This window comes from Dyella sp. C9 (genome assembly GCF_003332825.1).
In the GTDB taxonomy this organism is placed as follows: domain Bacteria; phylum Pseudomonadota; class Gammaproteobacteria; order Xanthomonadales; family Rhodanobacteraceae; genus Dyella.
This window is the reverse complement of the sequence record NZ_QIRF01000003.1, coordinates 276,360-296,654: the sequence shown is the minus strand read 5'-3', so window position 1 is coordinate 296,654 and position 20,295 is coordinate 276,360. Positions and strand designations below refer to the sequence as shown.

General features: G+C 66.3%; 13 protein-coding genes and 1 pseudogene. 11 read left to right on the top strand and 3 right to left on the bottom strand.

Features of this window, described 5'->3' with window-relative positions:
• Positions 1–6: 6 nt before the first annotated feature.
• Both DVU99_RS05965 and DVU99_RS05960 read left to right on the top strand, forming a co-directional pair.
• Positions 7–1,395 (top strand): fimbrial protein, encoded by a 1,389-nt coding sequence (locus tag DVU99_RS05965; RefSeq protein WP_114239288.1) that lies wholly within the window; start codon positions 7–9, stop codon positions 1,393–1,395.
• A complete protein-coding gene (locus tag DVU99_RS05960) occupies positions 1,392–2,150 on the top strand; it encodes a molecular chaperone (RefSeq protein WP_198670199.1) in 759 nt (252 codons plus the stop codon). The genes DVU99_RS05965 and DVU99_RS05960 overlap by 4 nt, the downstream gene beginning before the upstream one ends.
• Positions 2,151–2,932: 782 nt before the next feature.
• Here the strand turns inward: DVU99_RS05960 and DVU99_RS05955 are convergent.
• The gene (locus DVU99_RS05955; RefSeq protein ID WP_232823472.1) at positions 2,933–5,827 is read right to left on the bottom strand and encodes a S8 family serine peptidase; all 2,895 of its coding nucleotides are present in this window, start codon (positions 5,825–5,827) and stop codon (positions 2,933–2,935) included.
• Between the two features lie 403 nt (positions 5,828–6,230).
• The gene (locus DVU99_RS05950) at positions 6,231–9,050 is read right to left on the bottom strand and encodes an autotransporter serine protease (RefSeq protein ID WP_114239285.1); all 2,820 of its coding nucleotides are present in this window, start codon (positions 9,048–9,050) and stop codon (positions 6,231–6,233) included.
• 226 nt (positions 9,051–9,276) lie between these two features.
• Here DVU99_RS05950 and DVU99_RS05945 point away from each other — a divergent pair, with 226 nt between their 5' ends.
• The 3 genes and pseudogenes from DVU99_RS05945 to DVU99_RS05935 all read left to right on the top strand — a co-directional run bounded on the left by DVU99_RS05945 (position 9,277) and on the right by DVU99_RS05935 (position 12,632).
• On the top strand, positions 9,277–10,461 hold the full coding sequence (locus DVU99_RS05945; RefSeq protein ID WP_114239284.1) for an acetyl-CoA C-acyltransferase: 1,185 nt from the start codon (positions 9,277–9,279) through the stop codon (positions 10,459–10,461).
• Positions 10,462–10,607: 146 nt separating this feature from the next.
• Positions 10,608–10,877 (top strand): annotated as a pseudogene (locus DVU99_RS05940) (hypothetical protein); the annotation flags it as partial.
• Between the two features lie 147 nt (positions 10,878–11,024).
• Positions 11,025–12,632 carry a carboxyl transferase domain-containing protein gene (locus DVU99_RS05935; RefSeq protein WP_114239283.1) on the top strand — a complete coding sequence of 536 codons (1,608 nt, stop codon included), beginning with the start codon at positions 11,025–11,027 and terminating at the stop codon, positions 12,630–12,632.
• A gap of 268 nt (positions 12,633–12,900) precedes the next feature.
• Here the strand turns inward: DVU99_RS05935 and DVU99_RS05930 are convergent, their stop codons facing one another.
• Complete coding sequence (locus DVU99_RS05930; RefSeq protein ID WP_114239282.1) at positions 12,901–13,086, bottom strand: hypothetical protein; 186 nt, start codon at positions 13,084–13,086, stop codon at positions 12,901–12,903.
• A gap of 119 nt (positions 13,087–13,205) precedes the next feature.
• Here DVU99_RS05930 and DVU99_RS05925 point away from each other — a divergent pair, with 119 nt between their 5' ends.
• The 6 genes from DVU99_RS05925 to DVU99_RS05895 all read left to right on the top strand — a co-directional run bounded on the left by DVU99_RS05925 (position 13,206) and on the right by DVU99_RS05895 (position 20,285).
• Complete coding sequence (locus DVU99_RS05925) at positions 13,206–14,897, top strand: molecular chaperone HscC (protein WP_114239281.1); 1,692 nt, start codon at positions 13,206–13,208, stop codon at positions 14,895–14,897.
• A complete protein-coding gene (locus DVU99_RS19910) occupies positions 14,894–16,843 on the top strand; it encodes a hypothetical protein (RefSeq protein WP_198670198.1) in 1,950 nt (649 codons plus the stop codon). Before DVU99_RS05925 ends, DVU99_RS19910 begins: the two co-directional genes overlap by 4 nt.
• A 74-nt stretch (positions 16,844–16,917) precedes the next feature.
• Positions 16,918–17,268, top strand: coding sequence for a helix-turn-helix transcriptional regulator (locus DVU99_RS05915; protein ID WP_232823471.1), 351 nt, complete (start codon positions 16,918–16,920; stop codon positions 17,266–17,268).
• Entirely contained in the window at positions 17,265–18,221 is a 957-nt protein-coding gene (locus DVU99_RS19905) for an SRPBCC domain-containing protein (RefSeq protein WP_198670197.1), read from the top strand. Before DVU99_RS05915 ends, DVU99_RS19905 begins: the two co-directional genes overlap by 4 nt.
• A gap of 102 nt (positions 18,222–18,323) precedes the next feature.
• Positions 18,324–19,232: a tetratricopeptide repeat protein gene (locus tag DVU99_RS05900; RefSeq protein ID WP_114239279.1), complete on the top strand. Its 909-nt coding sequence runs from the start codon at positions 18,324–18,326 to the stop codon at positions 19,230–19,232.
• Between the two features lie 192 nt (positions 19,233–19,424).
• On the top strand, positions 19,425–20,285 hold the full coding sequence (locus DVU99_RS05895) for a tetratricopeptide repeat protein (RefSeq protein ID WP_198670196.1): 861 nt from the start codon (positions 19,425–19,427) through the stop codon (positions 20,283–20,285).
• Positions 20,286–20,295 lie beyond the last annotated feature (10 nt).

The following is a 20,295-nucleotide window of genomic DNA, read 5'->3' as shown; positions in this document are numbered from 1 at the left end:
CTCGCCATGAACCTTCATCGCCTGCTACTCGTATCCACACTGCTCATCAGCGGCTTCTTGGTCTTCACAGGCACCGCACGCGCCAGCTGCTCCCGCTCAGGTGCCGCCCAGACGGAGGATGGGCGTGCGGCACAGATCGTGTTCGGCAACATCAACCTGACCGACACCTACCTGCAACCCGCAGGAACCCTTCTGGCCAGCGTGGTGGTACCGCCCACCAGCTACGTCTATGGCGGCGCCAGCGGCTCCACCGTGCTATGGACCTGCGCGGCAACCGATCTTCCCAACATCTATTTCCTGGTGGCCACCAACGGCGACGACCGCCTTGGCGGCCATTACGACATCGGTGGCCCCGACGGACTGACCGGCGTCTACGCTACCTGGTTCACTTATGTCGGCCTGCGGCAAACCATGGCGGGCGTGGTACTCAGCCGCTACTGGCAGCAGGTGCCGGTTACCACCTATGCCACCTCAGGCAACACGATCCAGATCCGGCTGCAGGACATACCGCCACTGGTGGCCGAGCTCTATCGTGTCAGCTCGCTGCCCACCGTCAGTGGCTCGGGAACCGACTGGTGCGGCAGCATGAGCGTGCCCACCAATGCGCCAGGTGCCGCCAGAGGCATGGGCTCCTATGGCCCCTACATCTGCACTCAGCCGAGCGCCTACATCCAGCTATCGGGCAGCGACAGCGCCATTCCGTTCGGCCACGACAACATCGGCGAGGATTCAAATTCGGATTACAGCTTCTGGGGAGCCGACAACGGGTTCGGATACACCCTGTGGGGCGGCGCCTCGCTAACCCAGAACAATACCTGCGTGGCCCGCAACGCGACGCCACTGGTGGAATTCCCGGCCGTGTCGGCCCAGCAGCTGCAGGCAGGCGTCAATCCTTCGGCCGTGTTCCAAGTGCAGATCGAGTGCAACAATGCTGTCGATTCCGGCACCGCCAGCGGACAGACGGCCATCGGAATCCAGGTGTCGCCAGGCGCCTACAGCGCCGCACAGACCCTCGGCCTGGTCAACGCCAGTGGCGGTGTGAGCTACCTGGTCTCCGACAACTACGGCCATGACGCATCGTTGGCCAGTGGAGTAGGCATCGGTCTCAGCAGTACGAGCCACCCCACGATGGTTTTCGTTGGGCAACCCGGATTCACTGGCAGCCTCCCGTCGGTGAGCCGCGACGGAAATACCTATGCCGCCGTGACCTTCCCCCATGGCAATGACGCAGGCTGGTATCCCGTGCTGGCCGGTGCGCAGACCACGGGCAGCTCGTATACGGGCCACACCAACTACGTGTTGAGTTACACGGCAACGCTGAAACGGCTTCCCGGGTTGAACGCAACGCCGGGCAAGGTATTCGCCACGGGCTACGTGCTGGTGAAGGTCCAATGAAACCCGCGGTACGACGCCTGACCTGGACGGGCCACCTGCTCTGGGGAATGGCTAGCCTCCTGGGAACGGCATCCGTGGCTCATGCCGGCCTGCTTGCCGCCAGCACCCGCGTCATCTATCACGAGGGTGATCGGGAACGCGCCCTGATGCTCGCCAATACCAACGATTACCCCATATTGGCGCAGACCTGGGTGGATGATGGTACAGGCGATCCCGAATCGGTGAAGGCACCGTTCGTTGTGCTACCTGCCGTGTTCCGGATGGAGGCACATGCGGTGCGAGGCATACGCCTGCTCTACAACGGCGACCCGCTCCCGCATGACCGCGAAACCGTGTTCTGGCTCAACCTCTACGAAATTCCGCCAACGCGCGCAGACGATACCAACACAGCAAAAATACTCTTGGCCATGAATACCCAACTGAAGGTGTTCTATCGCCCGGACCAATTGCCCATCCCGCCCGACCAAATGGCATCGCGGCTGCAATTCTCACTGAGCGGCCAGCCTGGAAGCCTGCACCTGACCTGCCATAACCCCACGCCCTATCACGCCTCGTTCGGCGAACTGTCCCTCGTCGTGGATGGGCAGGCTCATCCGGTGGAGCCGCAAGCGGACATGATGACCCGCCCTTTCGACAGCCACGACTACGGGCTGGCCACGGAGGTGGCCACTGCAGCATCGCTGCGCGTGCGCTTCACCTTGCTGGACGATCAGGGCTATCCGCAGCCACACGAAGCAACGATCGCCTCGCACTGACACCGGCGCCCTTTGGGCCTGGAGCTAAGAAGTGACATCGCCGAGCATCGTAGTCCGCTGGATCGCCCGCGGGTTGCGACCAACGCGCCCAGAGCATAGAAAAAAGGCGCCGCGCCCACCCATAGCACCGGTTCATCGCCATCGCCTGATCGCAATCATCCACAGCAGGCAGGGCAATCGCGCATGCGCCCAAACTTATCAGCTACCCAATAGAGAGAGCACTCTTCCTGCTTGGCTATTGGCGCAAGGTATATGCCAGCGCTCAAGCGCAAGGAACGCTTTCGCAAGCACCGCTCGGCGCCAGCAGGTACACCGACATCAACCAGCGCGAGCCACGAGCCTCGGTGATTTTGCATTGGCGCTGCAACCAGACGTGTCGATCGGCGTCGATCCCGTGTATTTCGCCTCTGCACCGAGGTACGGGATGTCCCGACCATGTCGGATAGTGGCAAAGCTAATGCCAACGACAACGGCTGCGAAATTCAGTGGGAGAAGCGCTCGCCTCGACCGTCATCGATTACCTAATATTTGATTGCGACCAAATATGAGCTACTCACGTTGTCACAAGATTCACGGAAACTCCAACGGGCCGCGATCTTGCACGGCGCTGAGTGCGCCCAACTCAGCAGGCAGCCACCATGCACACAATGGCGCGCTCGCTATCGACGTTTGCCCATTCGCCCTCAGCGATGGTCCATTGATAGCGGGGCGAGCCTCACGCCATGGATGGCATTGCCATACTGCACCGGAACGACATCCGGTGCAGCGCAGCGCTTAGAGGCTCAAAACGCTAGCCGATAATTGAGCGTGCCCATCATGCCGTCGCTGCGCTGGCCGAAATACTGGTCCATGCCGAACTGCAGGCTGGAGCGGGCCGACATGGCCCAGTCGAGGGTCAGCCCGGCCTGCCCCTGGTAGCGCGAAAGGCCCACACCCCCGACCGGCGCCCATTGGTCCACCGCGGTGAAGCTGGCATCGAACACGTCGCCATGCATGCCGAACGCCTGCTGCCATTGCAGGTGTCCCTGCACGTTGAGGCTTCCGCCGCCGGCCAGCTGCCAACGATGGCCGGCGCGCAGGCCCACGCCGGCCTGCCACCGCTCCACGGTCTGCGAAGCCGACTTCAACCCGAAGCCATCGCCACCCAGTTCGTTGAAGCCGTCGCGCTGGATGCGCGCATATTCCAGGTTCGCATACGGCGTGAACTGCACGCCGCCGAGTGACGCGCGATAGCCGCTTTCGCCGTAGGCCACCGCATAGCGCCCGTTGGTATCGCTGGCCACCGCCGCCACGTCGCTGCCCAGTTCAACGTGCCGGCGCATATCCTCGCGATAGCTGCCCAAGCCCAGCCGCCCCATGGTGTACCAGGCATCCTGCATCACGCCGCCGTACAACATGCCTTCGACCGCGCGGCTCTGGCCCTGGTCGGCGTATTCGGCCAGGCGCCCCAGGCCCTGGCTCTGGCTGACTGCGAAACCGAACACGCCATTGCTGCCCACGCGACGGTCCTGGCCCGCCATCCAGCCGCTGAGGTCATAACCGATGCTGTCGTAGCCGCTGCGGCTCATGCTGCCGTGGTAGCCCAGCGACTGGGCCCAGCCTCCGGCCTTGCCGCGGCTGTCGACCAGGTCGTCGAAGTGGTCCGACAAGGCACGCGTGCCCGCGTCGATGGCCTCGAAAGTCATCGCCGCGCTGGCAGCGTGCATCTGGCCCGAGAGACTTTCCAGCGAACGCTGCAGCGCAGCCGTGCTGGCCGTCTGCTGCAGGTTCGCCGCGCTGCCGACAAAGTCGGTGGAAACGGCGGCCGCGCCGCCCTGCCCCAGCTGCGTATTGATCTCGCTGAAGGCGTTGTCCACGCGTTGCGCGGCGCCAAACGAGGCAGCGGTATAGGTCATGCCGGCAACGGCGGTCGCCTGTACCTGGCTGACATTGAGCCACGCACTGCTGCTGTCGTAGTTGAGCGTGGCCGACAACAGCACGCCCTGCGCCACGTCCAGGCCGGAGAAGGTGCCGGTGAGGCCGCCCTTCGCCGTGAGCACATTGGTGTGCGCGCTGGCCACGTAACCCTGCTTGGCACCGATGACATACAGGTCGCCGCCCGCCAGCATCGCCTTGCCGTCCACGTTGAGCGCGGAACCCAGTTCCACCGCCAGGCGCCCCGTCTGGGTGTCGGCAGAGGTGAACCCCTGGTAATAGCTGCCGCTGACATGCACGTCGCCACCGGCGACCACCAGCGTGCCCAGGTTGTCCACGTCCTTGGCGAAGCTGTGGGCACCGCTCATCACCGCACCGGCCTTGTCGATGTACAGGTTGCCGGCCAGCGACGGCGCGACCAGCGTGCCCTGTGCAACATGCGTATCGCCCTGGAAGCTCGGCGCCTGCGCAAGCGTCAGCGTGCCGGTGCCTTGCTTGATCAGGCCGCCCGCACCACTGATGGCGTTGCCCCAGGTGGAGTTGCCATTGAGCGTGACATTGAAGTCGCCCCAGTCGAAGCGCCCCGGCCCCTTCACCGCACGCCCCACGTCGAGCGCGCCGTAACCGAACACGGCATTGGGCTGCGAACCGCCCAGCGGATCGGCCGTGCCGAGCAGGGTCTGTCTCACCTGGTCGTTGGTGAAGTACGGAAAGGCCTGCCATACCAGCGCCGCCGCACCGGATACCGCGGGCGCCGCGAACGAGGTGCCCTGGACGATCCAGTATTCCTGGCTGGCGTTGGTGTCGTCCTTGCCGCTGACGATCACGTTGCCGGGCGCGGCGAGGCAGTATTTCATCGCCACGCCGCACTGGTCCGAGTAATTGGCCAGTTGGCTGGGATTGTTGCTGTCCAGCGCCACCACGGTGAGCCAACCCTTCTCAAGGTCGGGCGCCAGACTGGGCAGCGTGGCCATGGTGCTGGGGTTGGCCTGCGAGTCGTTGCCGGCAGCGAACACCACCAGCCCGCCCCAGGAGTTGATGAAGGGGCTGTAGGCGTCGTGGAAGCCCTGGGTGGTGGCCGGATCGCTCGCGTCCCAGGTGATGCCGGCCCAGGAGTTGTTCATCACGCGCACGCCCGCGGAGATCAGGTTGGCGTTGATGGTCTGCAGCGGCCGGGCATCAGCCGCGGTCACTTTCGCCGGCGCGGTGCTGCCGTTGTCGTCCGGGGACTTGTCCGAAATGATGCGCGCGGACACCAGCGAGGCGCCCGGGGCGAGGCCGCCGGCAAACGTGCCGAACGCCTTGCCGGCCGCGATTTCGGCCACCCAGGTGCCATGGCCGACCACATCGTCGACCGATAGGTTGTTGGTGCCGGGGTCGACGTAGATCTGTTCCTGCTTGACCCTGCCCGCCAACGTCGGGTGGTTGCGCATGACGCCGCTGTCGACCACGCCGATGGTGATGCCGGCGCCGGTGAGGCCGGCCTTCTGCGCGGCATAGGCGTTGGTCAGCGACAGCTGGGCGTCGATCGGTGGCGTCGGCAACGACGGCGTGCTGCCCGAAGGCGGGTTCGGCGTGGTGCCGGGGCTGCCGGGCGGCCGATACACCGAACTGGGTGGCTGGTATCCCCGGCTGGGCGGCTTGTAGCCCGAACTCGGTGGCGTGTAGCCCGAGGGGGCCGAGTAAGGCTGCACCTTCACGTTGCCGTTGGCACCGCCACCGCAGGCGCTCACGCCCAGCGCCATGCCCACCAACACAGACATCTGGCGGAATCGCATTCCGCGCAAATCACCATCCATAGCGTCCCCTGTGCCCTTTGGGCATCCCGTGCAATCCCAGCGCGGCCGGCGTAATGACTGGACTCCGCCAGCACTTCCTTGCGCCATATTCGCATAAATTTACTGGCGAATGCCGGCGCCGGCGCACAGTCCGGGGCCCCCCTTCGTGGCAGACGGTGCGCCGCAGCGGCCTATGCAGGCCCGCCGCACCGGGGTCGCTTCAGGTCATCTGGCGCTGCCCTGGCGCCCCGCCCGGCTGGGCGGAAGCGGCAGGGAACAGGCGCGCTCCGCAGCAAAGCGGCATCGCTGGGCCGCAAGGACACGAGGTCCGCCACCGCTCCTGGCGGGCCCGGAGCCAATCGGTGGCCCCCCCGGGAGTAAGCAGCGATCAGAACAAGAGTCGGTAGTTCAGCGTATCCATCTTGCCGTGATCATGCTGGGCCACGTACTGGTCCAGGCCCAGCGAAAGATGGGAGCCCCCGCCGATGGCCCAGTCGAGGTCCAGGCCTGCATCGCCGCCATAACGCGACAGCCCGATGCCGCCCACCGGAGCCCATTGGTTGAGCACGGCAAAGCTCGCGTCGACCACATCGCCTCGCATGCTGAAGGCGCGCTGCCACAGCATGTGCGCCTGCAGGCTGAGGTGACTGCCGCCCGCCAGGGTCCAGTCCTGCGCCGCGCGCAGGCCCACACCACCCTGCCAGCGCTGCACGCCCTGTGCAGCGGCCTTGAGGCCGAAGCCGTCGCCGCCGAGTTCGTCGTAACCGTCCGTCTCGATGTTGGCGTACTGCAGGTTCACGTAGGGGGTGAACTGCACGCTGCCCAGCGACATGCGATAGCCGCTTTCGCCATAGGCAATGCCGTAGTGGCCGTAGGTGTCGGAAGCCACGCTCTCCACGTCGCTGCCCAGCTCGAGGTGCCGGCGGATGTCCTCCCGGTAGCTGCCCACGCCAAAGCGGCCCATGGCATACCACTGGTTCTGCACCAGGCCGCCATAGAGCATGCCTTCGACGGCGCGACTCTGGCCTTGGTCGGCAAATTCATCGAGGCGGCCCAGGTCGTTGCTCTGCGCCACGGCAAATCCGACCACTCCATTGCTGCCCAGGCGACGGTCCTGGCCGACCATCCAGCCGTTGAGGTCGTAACCCACGCTGTCGTAACCGCTGCGGCTGAGGCTGCCGTAGTCGCCCAGCGTCTGCGTCCAGCCCCCCACGGCGCCGACATCGGTGAGCTGGTCGAAACGGGTGGACAGCGCGCGCGTACCGGCATCCATCGCCTCGAAGGTCATGGCCGCACCCGAGGCGAGCAACTGGCCCGACAGGCTGGCCAGCGACTGCTGCAGGGCAGCGGCCGTGGTCGTTTGCTGCAGCGCTGCCGCACCGGAGATGAAGGAGCTGGGCACGCCCGTGCCGGTGGTGGTGCCCGAGACCTGTGCATTGACCGTGCTGAAGGCTTCATCCACGCGCTGCGCGGCGCCGTAGGACGCCGGCGTATAGGTCACGCCGGTGACGCTGCTGGCCTGCACCTGGCTCACGTTCAACCACGCATCGTCGGCGTCGTAGTTGAGCGTGGCCGTGAGCAACACGCCGGTGGCCGTGTTGAGCGCGGAGAACGTACCGGTGAGGCCACCGTTGGCGGTGAGCACGTTGGTATGCGAATTGGCCTGGTAGCCCTGGTTGGCGCCGGTGACGTAGAGGTCGCCGCCGGTGATGCTGGCCGAACCCGTCACGAGCAACGCCGAACCCAGCGATACCGCCAGGCGGCCTGCACCCTGCTGGCTGTAATTGCCGCCGATGGTGACGTTGGAACTCCCCACCGCCAGCACACCCGCATTGGTGACCGTGCCGCCGACATGCGGCGTGCCGCTGAGCACGCCTTGCGCTCCGATGCTGACGTCCGCTGCCAGCGACTGCGCCACCAGCATGCCGCCCTGCACCTGGGTCAGGCCGGTATAGGTGGAGGGCTGGGTAAGTGTCAGTGTGCCGGTACCCTGCTTGATCAGGCCACCGGCGCCGGAAATGGGATTGTTCCAGCTGGAGCTGCCGCTGAAGCTGACCGTGACGTCACCCCAGTTGAACTGCTCCGGGCCATTCACCGCTTTGCCCACGTCCAGTTCGCCGTAGCCGAAGGTGGGGTTGGGCTGCGAGCCACCCAGTGGATCGGCGGTACCCAGCAGGGTCTGCCGTACCAGGTCGTTGCTGAAATAGGGATAGGCCTGCCACACCAGCGCCGCGGCACCGCTCACGATCGGTGCCGATATCGAGGTTCCCTCGACGATCCAGTACGTCTCATTGGCGAGGCTGGTGTCGCTCTTGCCGCTGACGATGACATCACCCGGCGCGGCCAGGCAGTAGTTCATCGCGATGCCGCACTTGTTGGAATAGCTGTCCAACTGCGTCGGGTTGTTGCTGTTGGTGGCGACCACGGTGAGCCAGCCCTTTTCCAGGTCCGGCGCGAGGCTGGGCAGCGTAGCGATGGTGTCGGGATTGGCCTGCGAGTCGTTGCCCGCGGCGAACACCACCAGGCCACCCCACGTGTTGATGAAGGTGCTGTAGGCATCGTGATAGGCCTGCGTGGTGGCGGTGTCGCTGGAACTCCAGCTGATGCCGCCCCAGGAATTGTTCATCACCTTCACGCCATTGGCGATCAGGTCCGAGCTGACCTGAGCCAATGGAATCGCATCGGAGGATGTCACCGTGCTCGCGGCAGTCGAGCCGTTGTCGTCCGGCGCGTTGTCGTCGATGATGCGCGCCGAGACGATGTCCGCGCCCGGTGCGATGCCGCCGGCGAACTGGCCAAACGACGTGCCTGCGGCGATTTCCGCCACGTAGGTGCCGTGTCCGTTGACGTCATCCACGCTCAGGTTGTTGTTGCTCGGATCGACGTAGGTCAGTTCCTTGATCACGCGCCCGGCAAGCGACGGCTGGCTGGCCATCACGCCAGTATCCACGATGCCGATGGTGACCCCGGTGCCGGTGTAGCCAGCCGAATGGGCGGCATAGGCATTGGTGATGCTCAGCTGCGCGTCGATCGGCGGCTGCACCACGCTCGAAGATGACGCCGGCGGCGTCGACGGATTGTTATTGTTGTTGCTCGACTGGGACGACTTGACGTTGCCGCCACCACCGCCGCACGCGGCCAGCCCCAATGCCGCCCACACCAGCACCGCTCCCCGACGGTAGCGCATGCCCTGCATACCCGTATTCATGGCTTCCCCTCCGCAGCCTCAACTCCCGGATTCCCCGCCGCGCGCCGTCCCCAGCGCCGTATCGCGCAGCGGGCACATAGTGGCACAACGAAAACGCAACTAAATGGCGGCAAGATCGCACTGCCATCGCAAAAGAGGCTGGTTTGCCCCGGTCAGCGGTGGACTGCGATAATCCCCTGGCTCATCCGGGCAGCTCTTGCCCTATCAAGTACTTGCGGAGATACCCATGTCGGACGTCAGCGTTGTCATCGTCGGTGCCAAGCGCACTGCCATTGGCTCCTTCCTCGGCCAGTTCACCGGTGTACCCACGCCCACGCTGGGCGCCACCGCCATCCGCGCCGCTCTGGAACAGTCGGGCCTCGCCGTGGGCGATGTCAGCGAAGTGATCATGGGCTGCGTGCTGCCCGCCAACCTGGGCCAGGCGCCGGCACGCCAGGCCTCGCTGGGCGCGGGCCTGCCGCCCTCCGCCGGCTGCACCACCATCAACAAGGTCTGCGGCTCGGGCATGAAGGCCGTGATGCTGGCCCATGACCTGATCAAGGCCGGCTCCGCCTCCGTGGTGGTGGCCGGTGGCATGGAGTCCATGACCAATGCCCCGCACATGGTCAATGCGCGCACCGGCATCCGCTATGGCGACGGCACCCTGGTCGACCACATGGCGTGGGACGGCCTGACCAACCCGTACGACGGCAAGGCCATGGGCGTGTTCGGCGAGCAGTGTGCCGACAAGTACCACTTCACCCGCGAGGAACAGGACGCGTTCGCCACTGCTTCGGTGGAGCGCGCCAAGGCCGCCCAGCAGTCGGGTGCCTTCGCCGATGAAATCGTTCCGGTGACCGTGGCCACCCGCAAGGGCGAGGTCAAGTTCGACACCGACGAGCAGCCCGGCCGCTCCGACGTGAGCAAGATCGCCTCGCTCAAGCCCGCGTTCCGCAAGGAAAACGGCACCATCACCGCAGCCAGCTCGTCGAGCATTTCCGACGGCGCCGCTGCCCTCGTGCTGCTGTCAGCCGATGACGCCAAGGCGCGTGGCCTGAAGCCGCTGGCCCGCGTCGTGGCCCATGCCACGCACTCGCAGGAGCCGGAGTGGTTCACCACGGCGCCGGTCGGTGCCCTGCACAAGGTGCTGGAGAAGGCCGGCTGGAAGGTCTCCGACGTGGACCTGTTCGAGGTCAACGAGGCTTTCGCGGTGGTGGCCATGGCCGCCATGCGCGAGCTGGACATCCCGCACGACAAGATCAACGTCAACGGCGGCGCCTGCGCGCTGGGCCATCCGATCGGCGCCAGCGGCGCCCGCCTGGTGGTGACCCTGCTCAATGCGCTCAAGACCCGCGGCCTCAAGCGCGGCGTCGCCTCGCTGTGCATCGGCGGCGGCGAAGCCACCGCGGTCGCGGTGGAACTGCTGGACTGACACCCTTCACGGCGCCTGTACGGGCGATCGCCGATGAAAGCGGGGTTAACCGGTTTCCCCGCTTCACATAAATATGTGGCGCATTTTCAACGAAAGCGCTATTAATACGCCCGCCAAACGGCATTCCACGGCAAAGGAGATTCAACATGAAGTTCACGCGTACCCTTCTCGCCTCTGCGCTCGTCGCGCTGCTGGCGGCTTGCAGCAACGGCGCGCAGGATTCCGCGCAGGACGCCCAGAAGTCGGCTGACCAGGCTCAGCAGGCTGCTGACCAGGCTCAGAAGGCTGCTGCCGAAGCTCCGGCGGCTGCTCCGGCTTCGACCGCTGCTGCTCCGGCCGAACAGCCGGCCCCGGCTCCGGCTGACCAGGCGGCTCCGGCTTCGACCGCTGCTGCTCCGGCTGCTGCTTCGACCGCCGGTCACTAAGTACACTCGTGTACTTCGGAAAACCGGCCGCCTTGCGCGGCCGGTTTTTTTTATGCCCCCTGCTCATGCTGCGACGCCGATTTAGCCGGCGCACCCGGACCGCTATCATCCGGGGCTCCCCTTGAACGGCAGCAGCTCATGAGTGTCCTTGCCTCGCAGATCGATCCTCGCTCCCCGGAATTCCAGGCCAGCAGCGCACAGCTGAAGGGCTTGGTGGACGACCTGCACCACGAGTTGGCCCGCAGCGCCGAGGGCGGCGGCGAGAAGGCCCGCGAGAAACACACGGCCCGCGGCAAGCTGCTGCCACGCGAGCGCATCCGCGCCCTGCTCGATCCCGGCTCGCCGTTCCTGGAACTCTCCCCGCTGGCCGCCCACGGCATGTACGACGACGCGGCCCCCGCGGCCGGCATCATCACCGGCATCGGCCGGGTCGACGGCGTCGAGGTGGTGGTGGTGGCCAACGACGCCACGGTCAAGGGCGGCACCTACTTCCCGATGACGGTGAAGAAGCACCTGCGGGCGCAGGAAGTCGCGCTGGAGAACCGCCTGCCCTGCATCTACCTGGTCGACTCCGGCGGCGCCTTCCTGCCGCTGCAGGACGAGGTGTTCCCGGACAAGGATCACTTCGGCCGCATCTTCTACAACCAGGCGCGCATGTCGGGCCTGGGCATTCCGCAGATCGCCGTGGTGATGGGTTCCTGCACCGCCGGTGGCGCCTACGTGCCGGCGATGAGCGACGAGACCATCATCGTGCGCGAGCAGGGCACCATCTTCCTCGGTGGCCCGCCGCTGGTGAAGGCCGCTACCGGCGAAGTGGTGGATGCCGAAGCGCTGGGCGGCGCGGACGTCCATACCGCCGTTTCCGGCGTGGCCGACCACTATGCGGAGAACGACGCCCATGCGCTGTCCATCGCCCGCGATATCGTGGCCAGCCTCAACCGCAGGAAGGTCATGCCGCTGGCGCTGAAGGCCCCGGCCGAGCCGCTCTACCCCGCCGAGGAGCTCTACGGCGTGATCCCGCAGGACACCCGCCGTCCGTTCGACATCCGCGAGGTGATCGCCCGCATCGTCGACGGCTCGGAGTTCCACGAGTTCAAGGCCCGCTACGGCAAAACCCTGGTGTGCGGATTCGCGCATATCCACGGCTACCCGGTCGGCATCATCGCCAACAACGGCATCCTGTTTTCGGAGTCGGCGCTCAAGGGCGCGCACTTCATCGAGCTGTGCAACCAGCGCAACGTGCCGCTGGTGTTCCTGCAGAACATCACCGGCTTCATGGTCGGCAAGAAATACGAGAACGCCGGCATTGCCAAGGACGGTGCCAAGATGGTGACCGCCGTGGCCTGCTCGCACGTGCCCAAGTTCACCGTGGTGATCGGCGGCAGCTTCGGCGCCGGCAACTACGCCATGTGCGGCCGTGCCTACGGCGCGCGCTTCCTGTGGATGTGGCCGAACTCGCGCATCAGCGTGATGGGCGGCGAGCAGGCAGCCTCGGTGCTGGCCACCGTGCGCCGCGACGGCATCGAGGCCGCCGGCAAGACCTGGAGCGCGGTAGACGAGGAGGCCTTCAAGGCCCCGATCCGCGAGCAGTACGAGCGCCAGGGGCACCCCTACTACGCCAGCGCGCGCCTGTGGGACGACGGCATCATTGACCCGGCCGATACGCGACGCGTGCTGGGCCTGGCCATCTCCGCCTCGCTCAATGCGCCGATCGAGCCGCAGCGCTACGGCGTGTTCCGCATGTAAAAGAAAGGTCTCGTCGACCGACGAGGCCGCCCCCTCCAACCCTGGGTGCAAGGTGGCTGGCGCGGCGCGCGCCAGCAAGGGAAAAACCAAGGGGAAGCTCCGGGCGTGAGCTCCAGTGTCAGCACCTGGAACTGCGCCAGCGTGAGCGCATCCCGGTGATCGGCATCGAAACACTGCGCCGCACGAGCGCCAGCTGCAGCTGTGGCCGCCCCGGCCGTCGTCGAACGGATAGGAATCCAGGGCGTCAGGACCCTGCTGGCCTGACCGTTCAGCGCGGCGTACGCAGGCAAGAGTCGCGTAGCGCAGCCTCGTGCAGCAATTCATCCTCGGTCGCCACATCGATGCTTTCCAGCAACCCGTGCACCGGCAGGTGACGCGGTGCGGCGGGGGGCACAGTGACCTCGGTGCTGTCGCCAGCGGGTAGGTTGCTGTCCTGGGGCGGCTTGGGCTGCATGGGAAACTCCCGGTGAGGAAAGGAGATTCTACCCATCCCAAGCCGACCCGCAGCTGACACAGGGCGGTCATCGGTTCCCCGTGTAAACTCGGCGCAAGATCACAGGGGGCTAGTCAGGGATGATCGTCGGCATCGATCTGGGCACCACGCATTCGCTGGTCGGTACGTACGGGGAGAATGGCCCCGTGCTTTTTCCCAATGCACTGGGTGAATACCTCACGCCATCGGTGGTGAGCGTGGACGAACAGGGCCACGTCATCGTCGGCCAGGCTGCGCGCGACCGCATGGTCAGCCATCCCGGCGCCAGCGTGGCCACCTTCAAGCGCTGGATGGGCACCCCGCGCGAAACGGTACTGGGCAGCCACCGCTTCCGCCCGGAGGAGCTGTCCGCGCTGATCCTGCGTTCGCTGATCGCCGATGCGGAGGCCGCCACGGGGGAAACGGTCACGGAGGCGGTCATCAGCGTGCCGGCCTATTTTTCCGATGCCCAGCGCAAGGCTACCCGCGCGGCCGGCGAACTGGCCGGCATCCGCGTGGAGCGGCTGATCAACGAACCCACCGCGGCCGCCCTCGCCTACGGCATGCAGGAGAAGCAGGACGGCGCGCGCTTCCTGGTGTTCGACCTCGGTGGCGGCACCTTCGACGTATCGGTGCTGGAGCTGTTCGAGGGCGTCGTGGAGGTACACGCCAGCGCAGGCGACAACTTCCTCGGTGGCGAGGACTTCCTCGATGTGCTGGAAACGGCATTCTGCGCCGACCAAAAGCTCTCGCTGGAAGCCCTGACCCCGCAGGAGCATGGCCAGTTGCGCCGGCGCCTCGAGCAGGCCAAGTGCGAACTGGGCGCCAACAGCACGGCTTCCGTGGAATGGCGCCAGGGCGAGCACATCCATGGCTGGCAGATCGACGAAGAGCGTTTCGCCAGGCTCAGCGAAACGCTGGTGCAGCGCATGCGCACCCCGCTGGAGCGCGCCATGCGCGACGCCCGCCTGCAGCCCACCCAGTTGGACGAGATCGTGCTGGTGGGTGGAGCCAGCCGCATGCCTCTGGTGGCCCGACTGGTCTCGCGCATGTTCGGGCGCCTGCCGCTGCGCCACGTGAATCCGGACCAGGCCATCGCCCTGGGCGCCTGCGTCGCCGCGGGACTCAAGGCACGCGACCAGCGCCTGGACGAGGTGATCCTCACCGACGTGTGCCCGTATACCCTGGGCACCAAGGTGTCGCGCCGCGACGAGAAGGGCAACGAGCAGACCGGCTTCTTCGCGCCGATCATCCACCGCAACAGCACGGTGCCGGTGAGCCGCGAGGAAGTGTTCCAGCCAATGCGCGACCACCAGACCAAGCTCACGCTGGAGGTCTACCAGGGCGAGAACCCGATGGTGGAGCGCAACATCAAGCTCGGCCAGCTGGAAATTCCCCTGCCGCCCAAGCGCAGCATGGCCGAGAACGCCGTGCGCCTGCGCTTCACCTACGACATCAACGGCGTGTTGCAGGTCGAGGCCGAACTGATGGCCACCGGCCAGCGCTATGAGCTGGTGCTGGAGCAGAACCCGGGCCTGCTCGATTCGGCCGAGATCCGCGAACGCCTGGCCGCGCTGCAGGACATCAAGGTGCATCCGCGCGACAAGCAGGAGAACATCGCGATCCTCGCCCGTGCCGAGCGCCTGTACGAGGAGTACGTTGCCGCACGCTCCCAACTGCAACAATGGATCGCGTATTTCCGTTCCATCCTCGACAGCCAGGACGACCACCTCATCCGAGAGCATCGTCGTCAGTTCGGCGAGGCGCTGGACACGCTGGAGGCGAGCGCATGAGCTCGCCGCTGGCCTGGTTCGGCCTTCCTGACGAGGCCGACGAACGCGCCATCAAGCGGGCCTACGCGCAGCGGCTGAAGGCCACGCGCCCCGATACCGACCCCGTCGGCTTCCAGACCCTGCACGACATGTACCGGAACGCTCTCGAATGGGCTCAGCGGCAGGCGACGCGCCCGTCAATGGCACCGGAGCCGTACTTGGACGATGCGCCGGCAGCGACGACGCAGGAAGCCGAGGTGTCTGGCATGGCGGCTGCGGTGCGCATATCTGAAGCACATGCGGAGGAGGCCGAGCCACCCGCCATGCCCAGGCCGGCGGCCGTGCCGCCGACCCTGCCGCCACAAGCCGTTCCTCACGCGCCACGCCCCGCCCCGCCGCCGACCCACCCACTGCCCTCGCAGGCACCGAGGCCGCCAGTACCGGTGCCCCTGCCGCCTCGCACCCCGGCCTTCTCCGCCAGCCAGGCCGCGACGTCCCATTTCGATATGGACGTCTTTATGGCCGACTATCTCGAGATTGCCATCCACCGCGATGCGCAGGGCGTGCAGGACTGGTTGCAGCAACGCCAGGAGCTGTGGTCGCTGCGCCTCAAGCAGGAGGCCGGCCGCGCCATCCTGCAGCGCCTGTTCCGCGATCCACCGCCCATTCGCATGAGCAACCTGGAGGCGACGCTGGCGTTTTTCGGCATGGACCACGCGCTGACCGGCATTGACCCGTTGCAGCTGATGCAACTGCGCGAGGCCATGCAACAACGGCACGCGCGCGTGCAGAACGTCCATCCCCCGGTGATGCCCTGGGGCGCGAATCGGCGCCACCTGGACCTCGCCGCATTCTTCCAGTGGTTCTGCGAGCTGGCCGACCAGGGCGAGGACGAACGGCTTGCCGCCACGCTTTCTGTGCAGCCGGCGCTGCTCTCGCTCAGCGTCCGCCAGCAGGTGGCGCCGAGGCTGCTGGAGCGGCTGCTGCGCGAGCATCCACCGATGCCGCAGGATTGCTCCAGCCTGCTGCTCAGCTTCTTCGGACTGGTGCCCTTGCTCACGCAGGCCGGCCAGCCTCCGGGTGAGGTGGTCGCCGCGTTGCACATGCGATGGCTGATGGAACCCCGCCACAACGGCAAGCTCACGCTGCAGGTGAAGGAGCCGTCTGAGCGCTACGGCGATCCCGCCAAGGCGGCACGTCGACTGCGCTGGCTGCGGCGTCCGTTCCAATGGTGGTGGCTTGCCCTTGCCGCACTGGTACCCAAGCTGCTCGCTTCGCTGGGCCTGTTCGCATGGCGCCTCAGTGGCGGCGTGCCGGCGCGACTGGACGGCCACTTCGATCCGCGCCTCACCCGCTTCTGCATCGCCACCGCCGACCGCTCGCGCGTGTCGTGGCCACGCGTGTTCGTCGGAGCCGTTCGTTGTGCCATGCTGTTGGCGGCCTGCGCACTGCTGAATGTACTGACGCTCCGCGGCAACGTATTTCCCAATACCGGCGACACCTGGCTTCCGCTCATGGCCGGTGGATTGGTCACGGCCGGCTGGCTGTATTACATGGGATTCACGGCCGTGCGGCTGTGGCAGCAGCGCCCCGAAGAGCCGGTGCAGCCACGCCCCCTGCTGCGCCTGGGCATGATTCCGCTGCTGGTCGCCGGTGGACTCGTGCTGAGCTTCGTCGCCGATCAACTGGTCGCTTCACAGGCGGTGCTGATCACTACGGCTGGCCTTGCGTACACGCGCTACCGCCAGCGCAACCCTTCACCGAAGAAGGGCAGTCCGGCCGTCAACCTGCTGGTGCTTGTCTACGTCACAGGCATGGCTGCCTGGCTGGTGCTGCGCTATCCAGCCGTCACTGCCAGCATTGCGATGTTCTATTGGGTGCTGGACCTGCTCAGCCAACGCAAGCAGCTGCGCCTGCGCTATCGGAGGCCCGTCGACCCGCCGCCGAGCCCCGCCGGCGCCCGCTGAACCGGGAGCGACGTCGCCAGTTGACTTCGGTGCCGGCCGGAGAGACATTCAACCTCATGGTTGAATTAAGCTCCATGGCACTGGATGACGTCTTCCATGCGCTGACCGACCCCACGCGGCGCGCCATGCTTCGTGATCTCGCTGGCGGCGAGCGCAACATCGGCGAACTGGCCGCGCCCTTTGCCATGTCGCTGGCCGCTGCATCCAAGCACGTGAAGGTGCTAGAACGTGCCGGGCTGGTGCGACGCCTGGTCAAGGGGCGCACCCACCTGTGTCGCCTTGAGGTGGCACCGCTGGCAGCGGCGGGCGAATGGCTGCGCTTCTACGAGCCTTTCTGGATGGACCGGCTCGATGCCCTTGAAGCCCTGCTCAAGGCCGAAGACTTGGCCGAAAGCGGGTCCCTGCCCCGGGCCAAACCACGATGACTACCGGCGTACTCCGCTCGCTCCGCATCAGCCGGCGTTTCGACGCCAACGCCGAGCGCGTATTCGATGCCTGGCTCGATCCGGCCACCGCTGGCCGCTGGCTGTTCGCCACGGACACTGGCGAGATGATCCGAGTCGAGATCGATGCGCGCGTGGGTGGCCGCTTCTGCTTTACCGATCGGCGTAACGGCGAGGACATCGATCACGTCGGCGAGTACGTCGAGATCGACAGGCCACGGCGGATTGTCTTCACCTTCGCCGTGCCACGTTACTCCGCGGCGTTTACGCGAGTGACGATCGACATCGCGTCACTGGGCGCGGGTTGCGAACTCACGCTCACCCACGAAGACGTGCTGCCCGAATGGGCTGATGCGACCCGACAAGGCTGGGCAGAGATCCTTGGACACCTGGGCGACTACATCCGTCGTCGCCCGCCGCACCTGCGGCTGTCGCAGGACTGCGTGCGCTTCGAGCGCCTGCTGCCCGGCCCGATTGAACGCGTGTGGGCCTGGCTTGCCGAGTCCGACAAGCGCGGGCAATGGCTGGCCCACGGCGACATGCCGACCCAACCCGGCCACGCGTTCTCCATGCGCTTCCACCACGTCGAGCTTGCACGCACGCCGGTGCACGCCCCCGAACGCTTCCAAGCCCACGCCGACGGCATGACCACCCAGCATCGCCTGCTGGCGTGGGAGCCGCCATACCGGATGGACCTCACCTGGGGCCGGCCGACTGAACCGTCGGAGGTAACCTTCGAGCTCTTCCACGAAGGCGATGAGGTGCGACTCGTGATGACTCATCGCCGCCTGCACGAGGCCGATGTGGCCGGAGCAAGCGCGGGCTGGCACACCCATCTGGACGTGCTGGCCGACCGGCTGTCGGGACGTCTCCCCCAGCCGTTCTGGCCAGTCTTCAGCCGGCACCTCGAACATTACGAACAAGCCGGCAGCTGACCACGTGCCCGGCACCACCGGGAACCCTGCGTTGCGAACCCGCCGCGACGGGCGTAGCGTGCCGAGGGCCGATTTCTCACGCTGCCGATGGACGGAACCGCCATGCCCGTGAAGAAGACCTCGACGTTCTCCCTGCCCATCCTCGCGGCACTTCTCGCGCCAGGCCCTGGCGCCTGCCTCGCCGCCTCGCAGGACGCTGCCCTCCAGACCATTCCCGTCGACGAGAAGCCGGTAACGGCGGTGGCGCCGGTCAATGATCCCGACCAGGGTGAGGACAACACCCGCTCGTTCAACACGCCCACCGATGACGGGCGCCCCGGCGAGTATTACTTCACGCTCGGCGTGCAGGCGGCCAAGAAAGGCGACTACGCCCACGCCATGGCCATGTACAGGGTCGCCGCCTCCTGGGCCTACAAGCCCGCCCAGTACAACCTCGGCGTGATGTACCTCGCCGGCCAGGGCACACCGGTGGACCTGCCCACCGCGATGGCCTGGATGGCGCTCGCGGCGGAGCGCGGCGACGCGCCTTACGTACGCGCCAAACAGCTGGTGTATGCCCACCTCACCTCGGCGCAGTTCGACCAGGCCAATGCGATCTGGCGCGACCTGCGGCCCACCTATGGCGACGAAGCCGCCCTGCCGCGCGCCAAGGCGCGCTGGCACGAAGCGCTGGCCAACGCCACCGGTTCACGCGTCGGCTCCAACGCTGCGCATGTCATGGTCGGCGGCGCATCCGGCTTGCCCAATCATATGAATTCGCCCAACTACGACGTGCACGACGGCGGGCACATCTCCACCAACCCCGCGGAACTTGCCGGCGTACACATGGGCGATGGCGCGGTTGCGTACCAGGCCTTGCGCACGAGCGACAATCCCTACGATCCGAAGGTCATGCCGGTGTCAGGCGTGACGTCGGTGGGCAAGCTCACCCAGGTCAGCCAACACGACGGAGACGCCACCAAGAACGCGGCCAGCCCCTCTGCCGGCAATGAGGACCAAAGCCATCCATGACGGCTAGCGTCGCGCCCAGCCGGACCGACCAGGCTTCACGGTCGGCAACGCGTTGAAGCCACTGGGCCAATTGCTCCCCCTCACGGTTGGGAGTAGCTTCCATCCGTCAGCGACTTCCGGCTCGCGATGCGAGATGCCGTCATGAAAAGGCAAGGTCTTACGACGTGGCATGCGCTGTGTTTCAGCGCTCTGATGACGACGTGGACAGGCGCCGCCCTGGCCGGCACCGATGCCACGCTGCCGACCATTCCCATCGACACCAGTTCGCCGCCATCCAAGGTGGTGAGCTATCGTGCCACGCCCGATGTTCCCGTCAGCCGCACCGACCCCTTCAACATGCCGGCGGATGATGGGCGCCCCGGGGAGTACTTCTTCTACCTCGGCGCGCTCGCCAACCAGCGGCACGACTACGAGCACGCCATCGCAATGTACAAGGTGGCGGCCTCGTGGGCCTTCAAGCCGGCGGAGTACAACCTCGGCGTGCTCTATCTCAACGGGCACGGTTCCCCGGTGGACCTGCCGCGGGCCATGGCCTGGTTTGCACTGGCTGCCGAACGGGGCGAACCGCAATACGTGTACGCCAAGCAGTTGTTGTACTCAAACCTTACGCCGGAGCAATTCGATCAAGCCAACGCCATATGGCGGGAATTGCTGCCTACCTACGGTGACGCCGTCGCACTGACCCGGGCCAAGGCGCGCTGGCGCGAAGTACGCTATTCGGCAACCGGTTCGCGCGTTGGCTCTACCGCCGCTCATGTTTGGGTCGGCGGCGTGGTCGGCATGAACAATCAGAACGCGCCGCCGACCTACGACGTCGGCACCGGCGGCATCGCGGCCACCACACCGGGCGAAATCACCGGTGTGCACCAGACCGACGGCTACTTCGCATACATGCCTTTGCGCGAAACCGATGACCCCTACGATCCGAAATTCATGACCGAGCTGTATTCGGGCACGGTGACGGTAGGCATCCTCACGCCGGTGAGGCCGGACGATCCGGCGATGCGCAAGATCAATCCACCGATGGACAGCCAACCGGCGCAGGATCACTGATCCTCGCCGA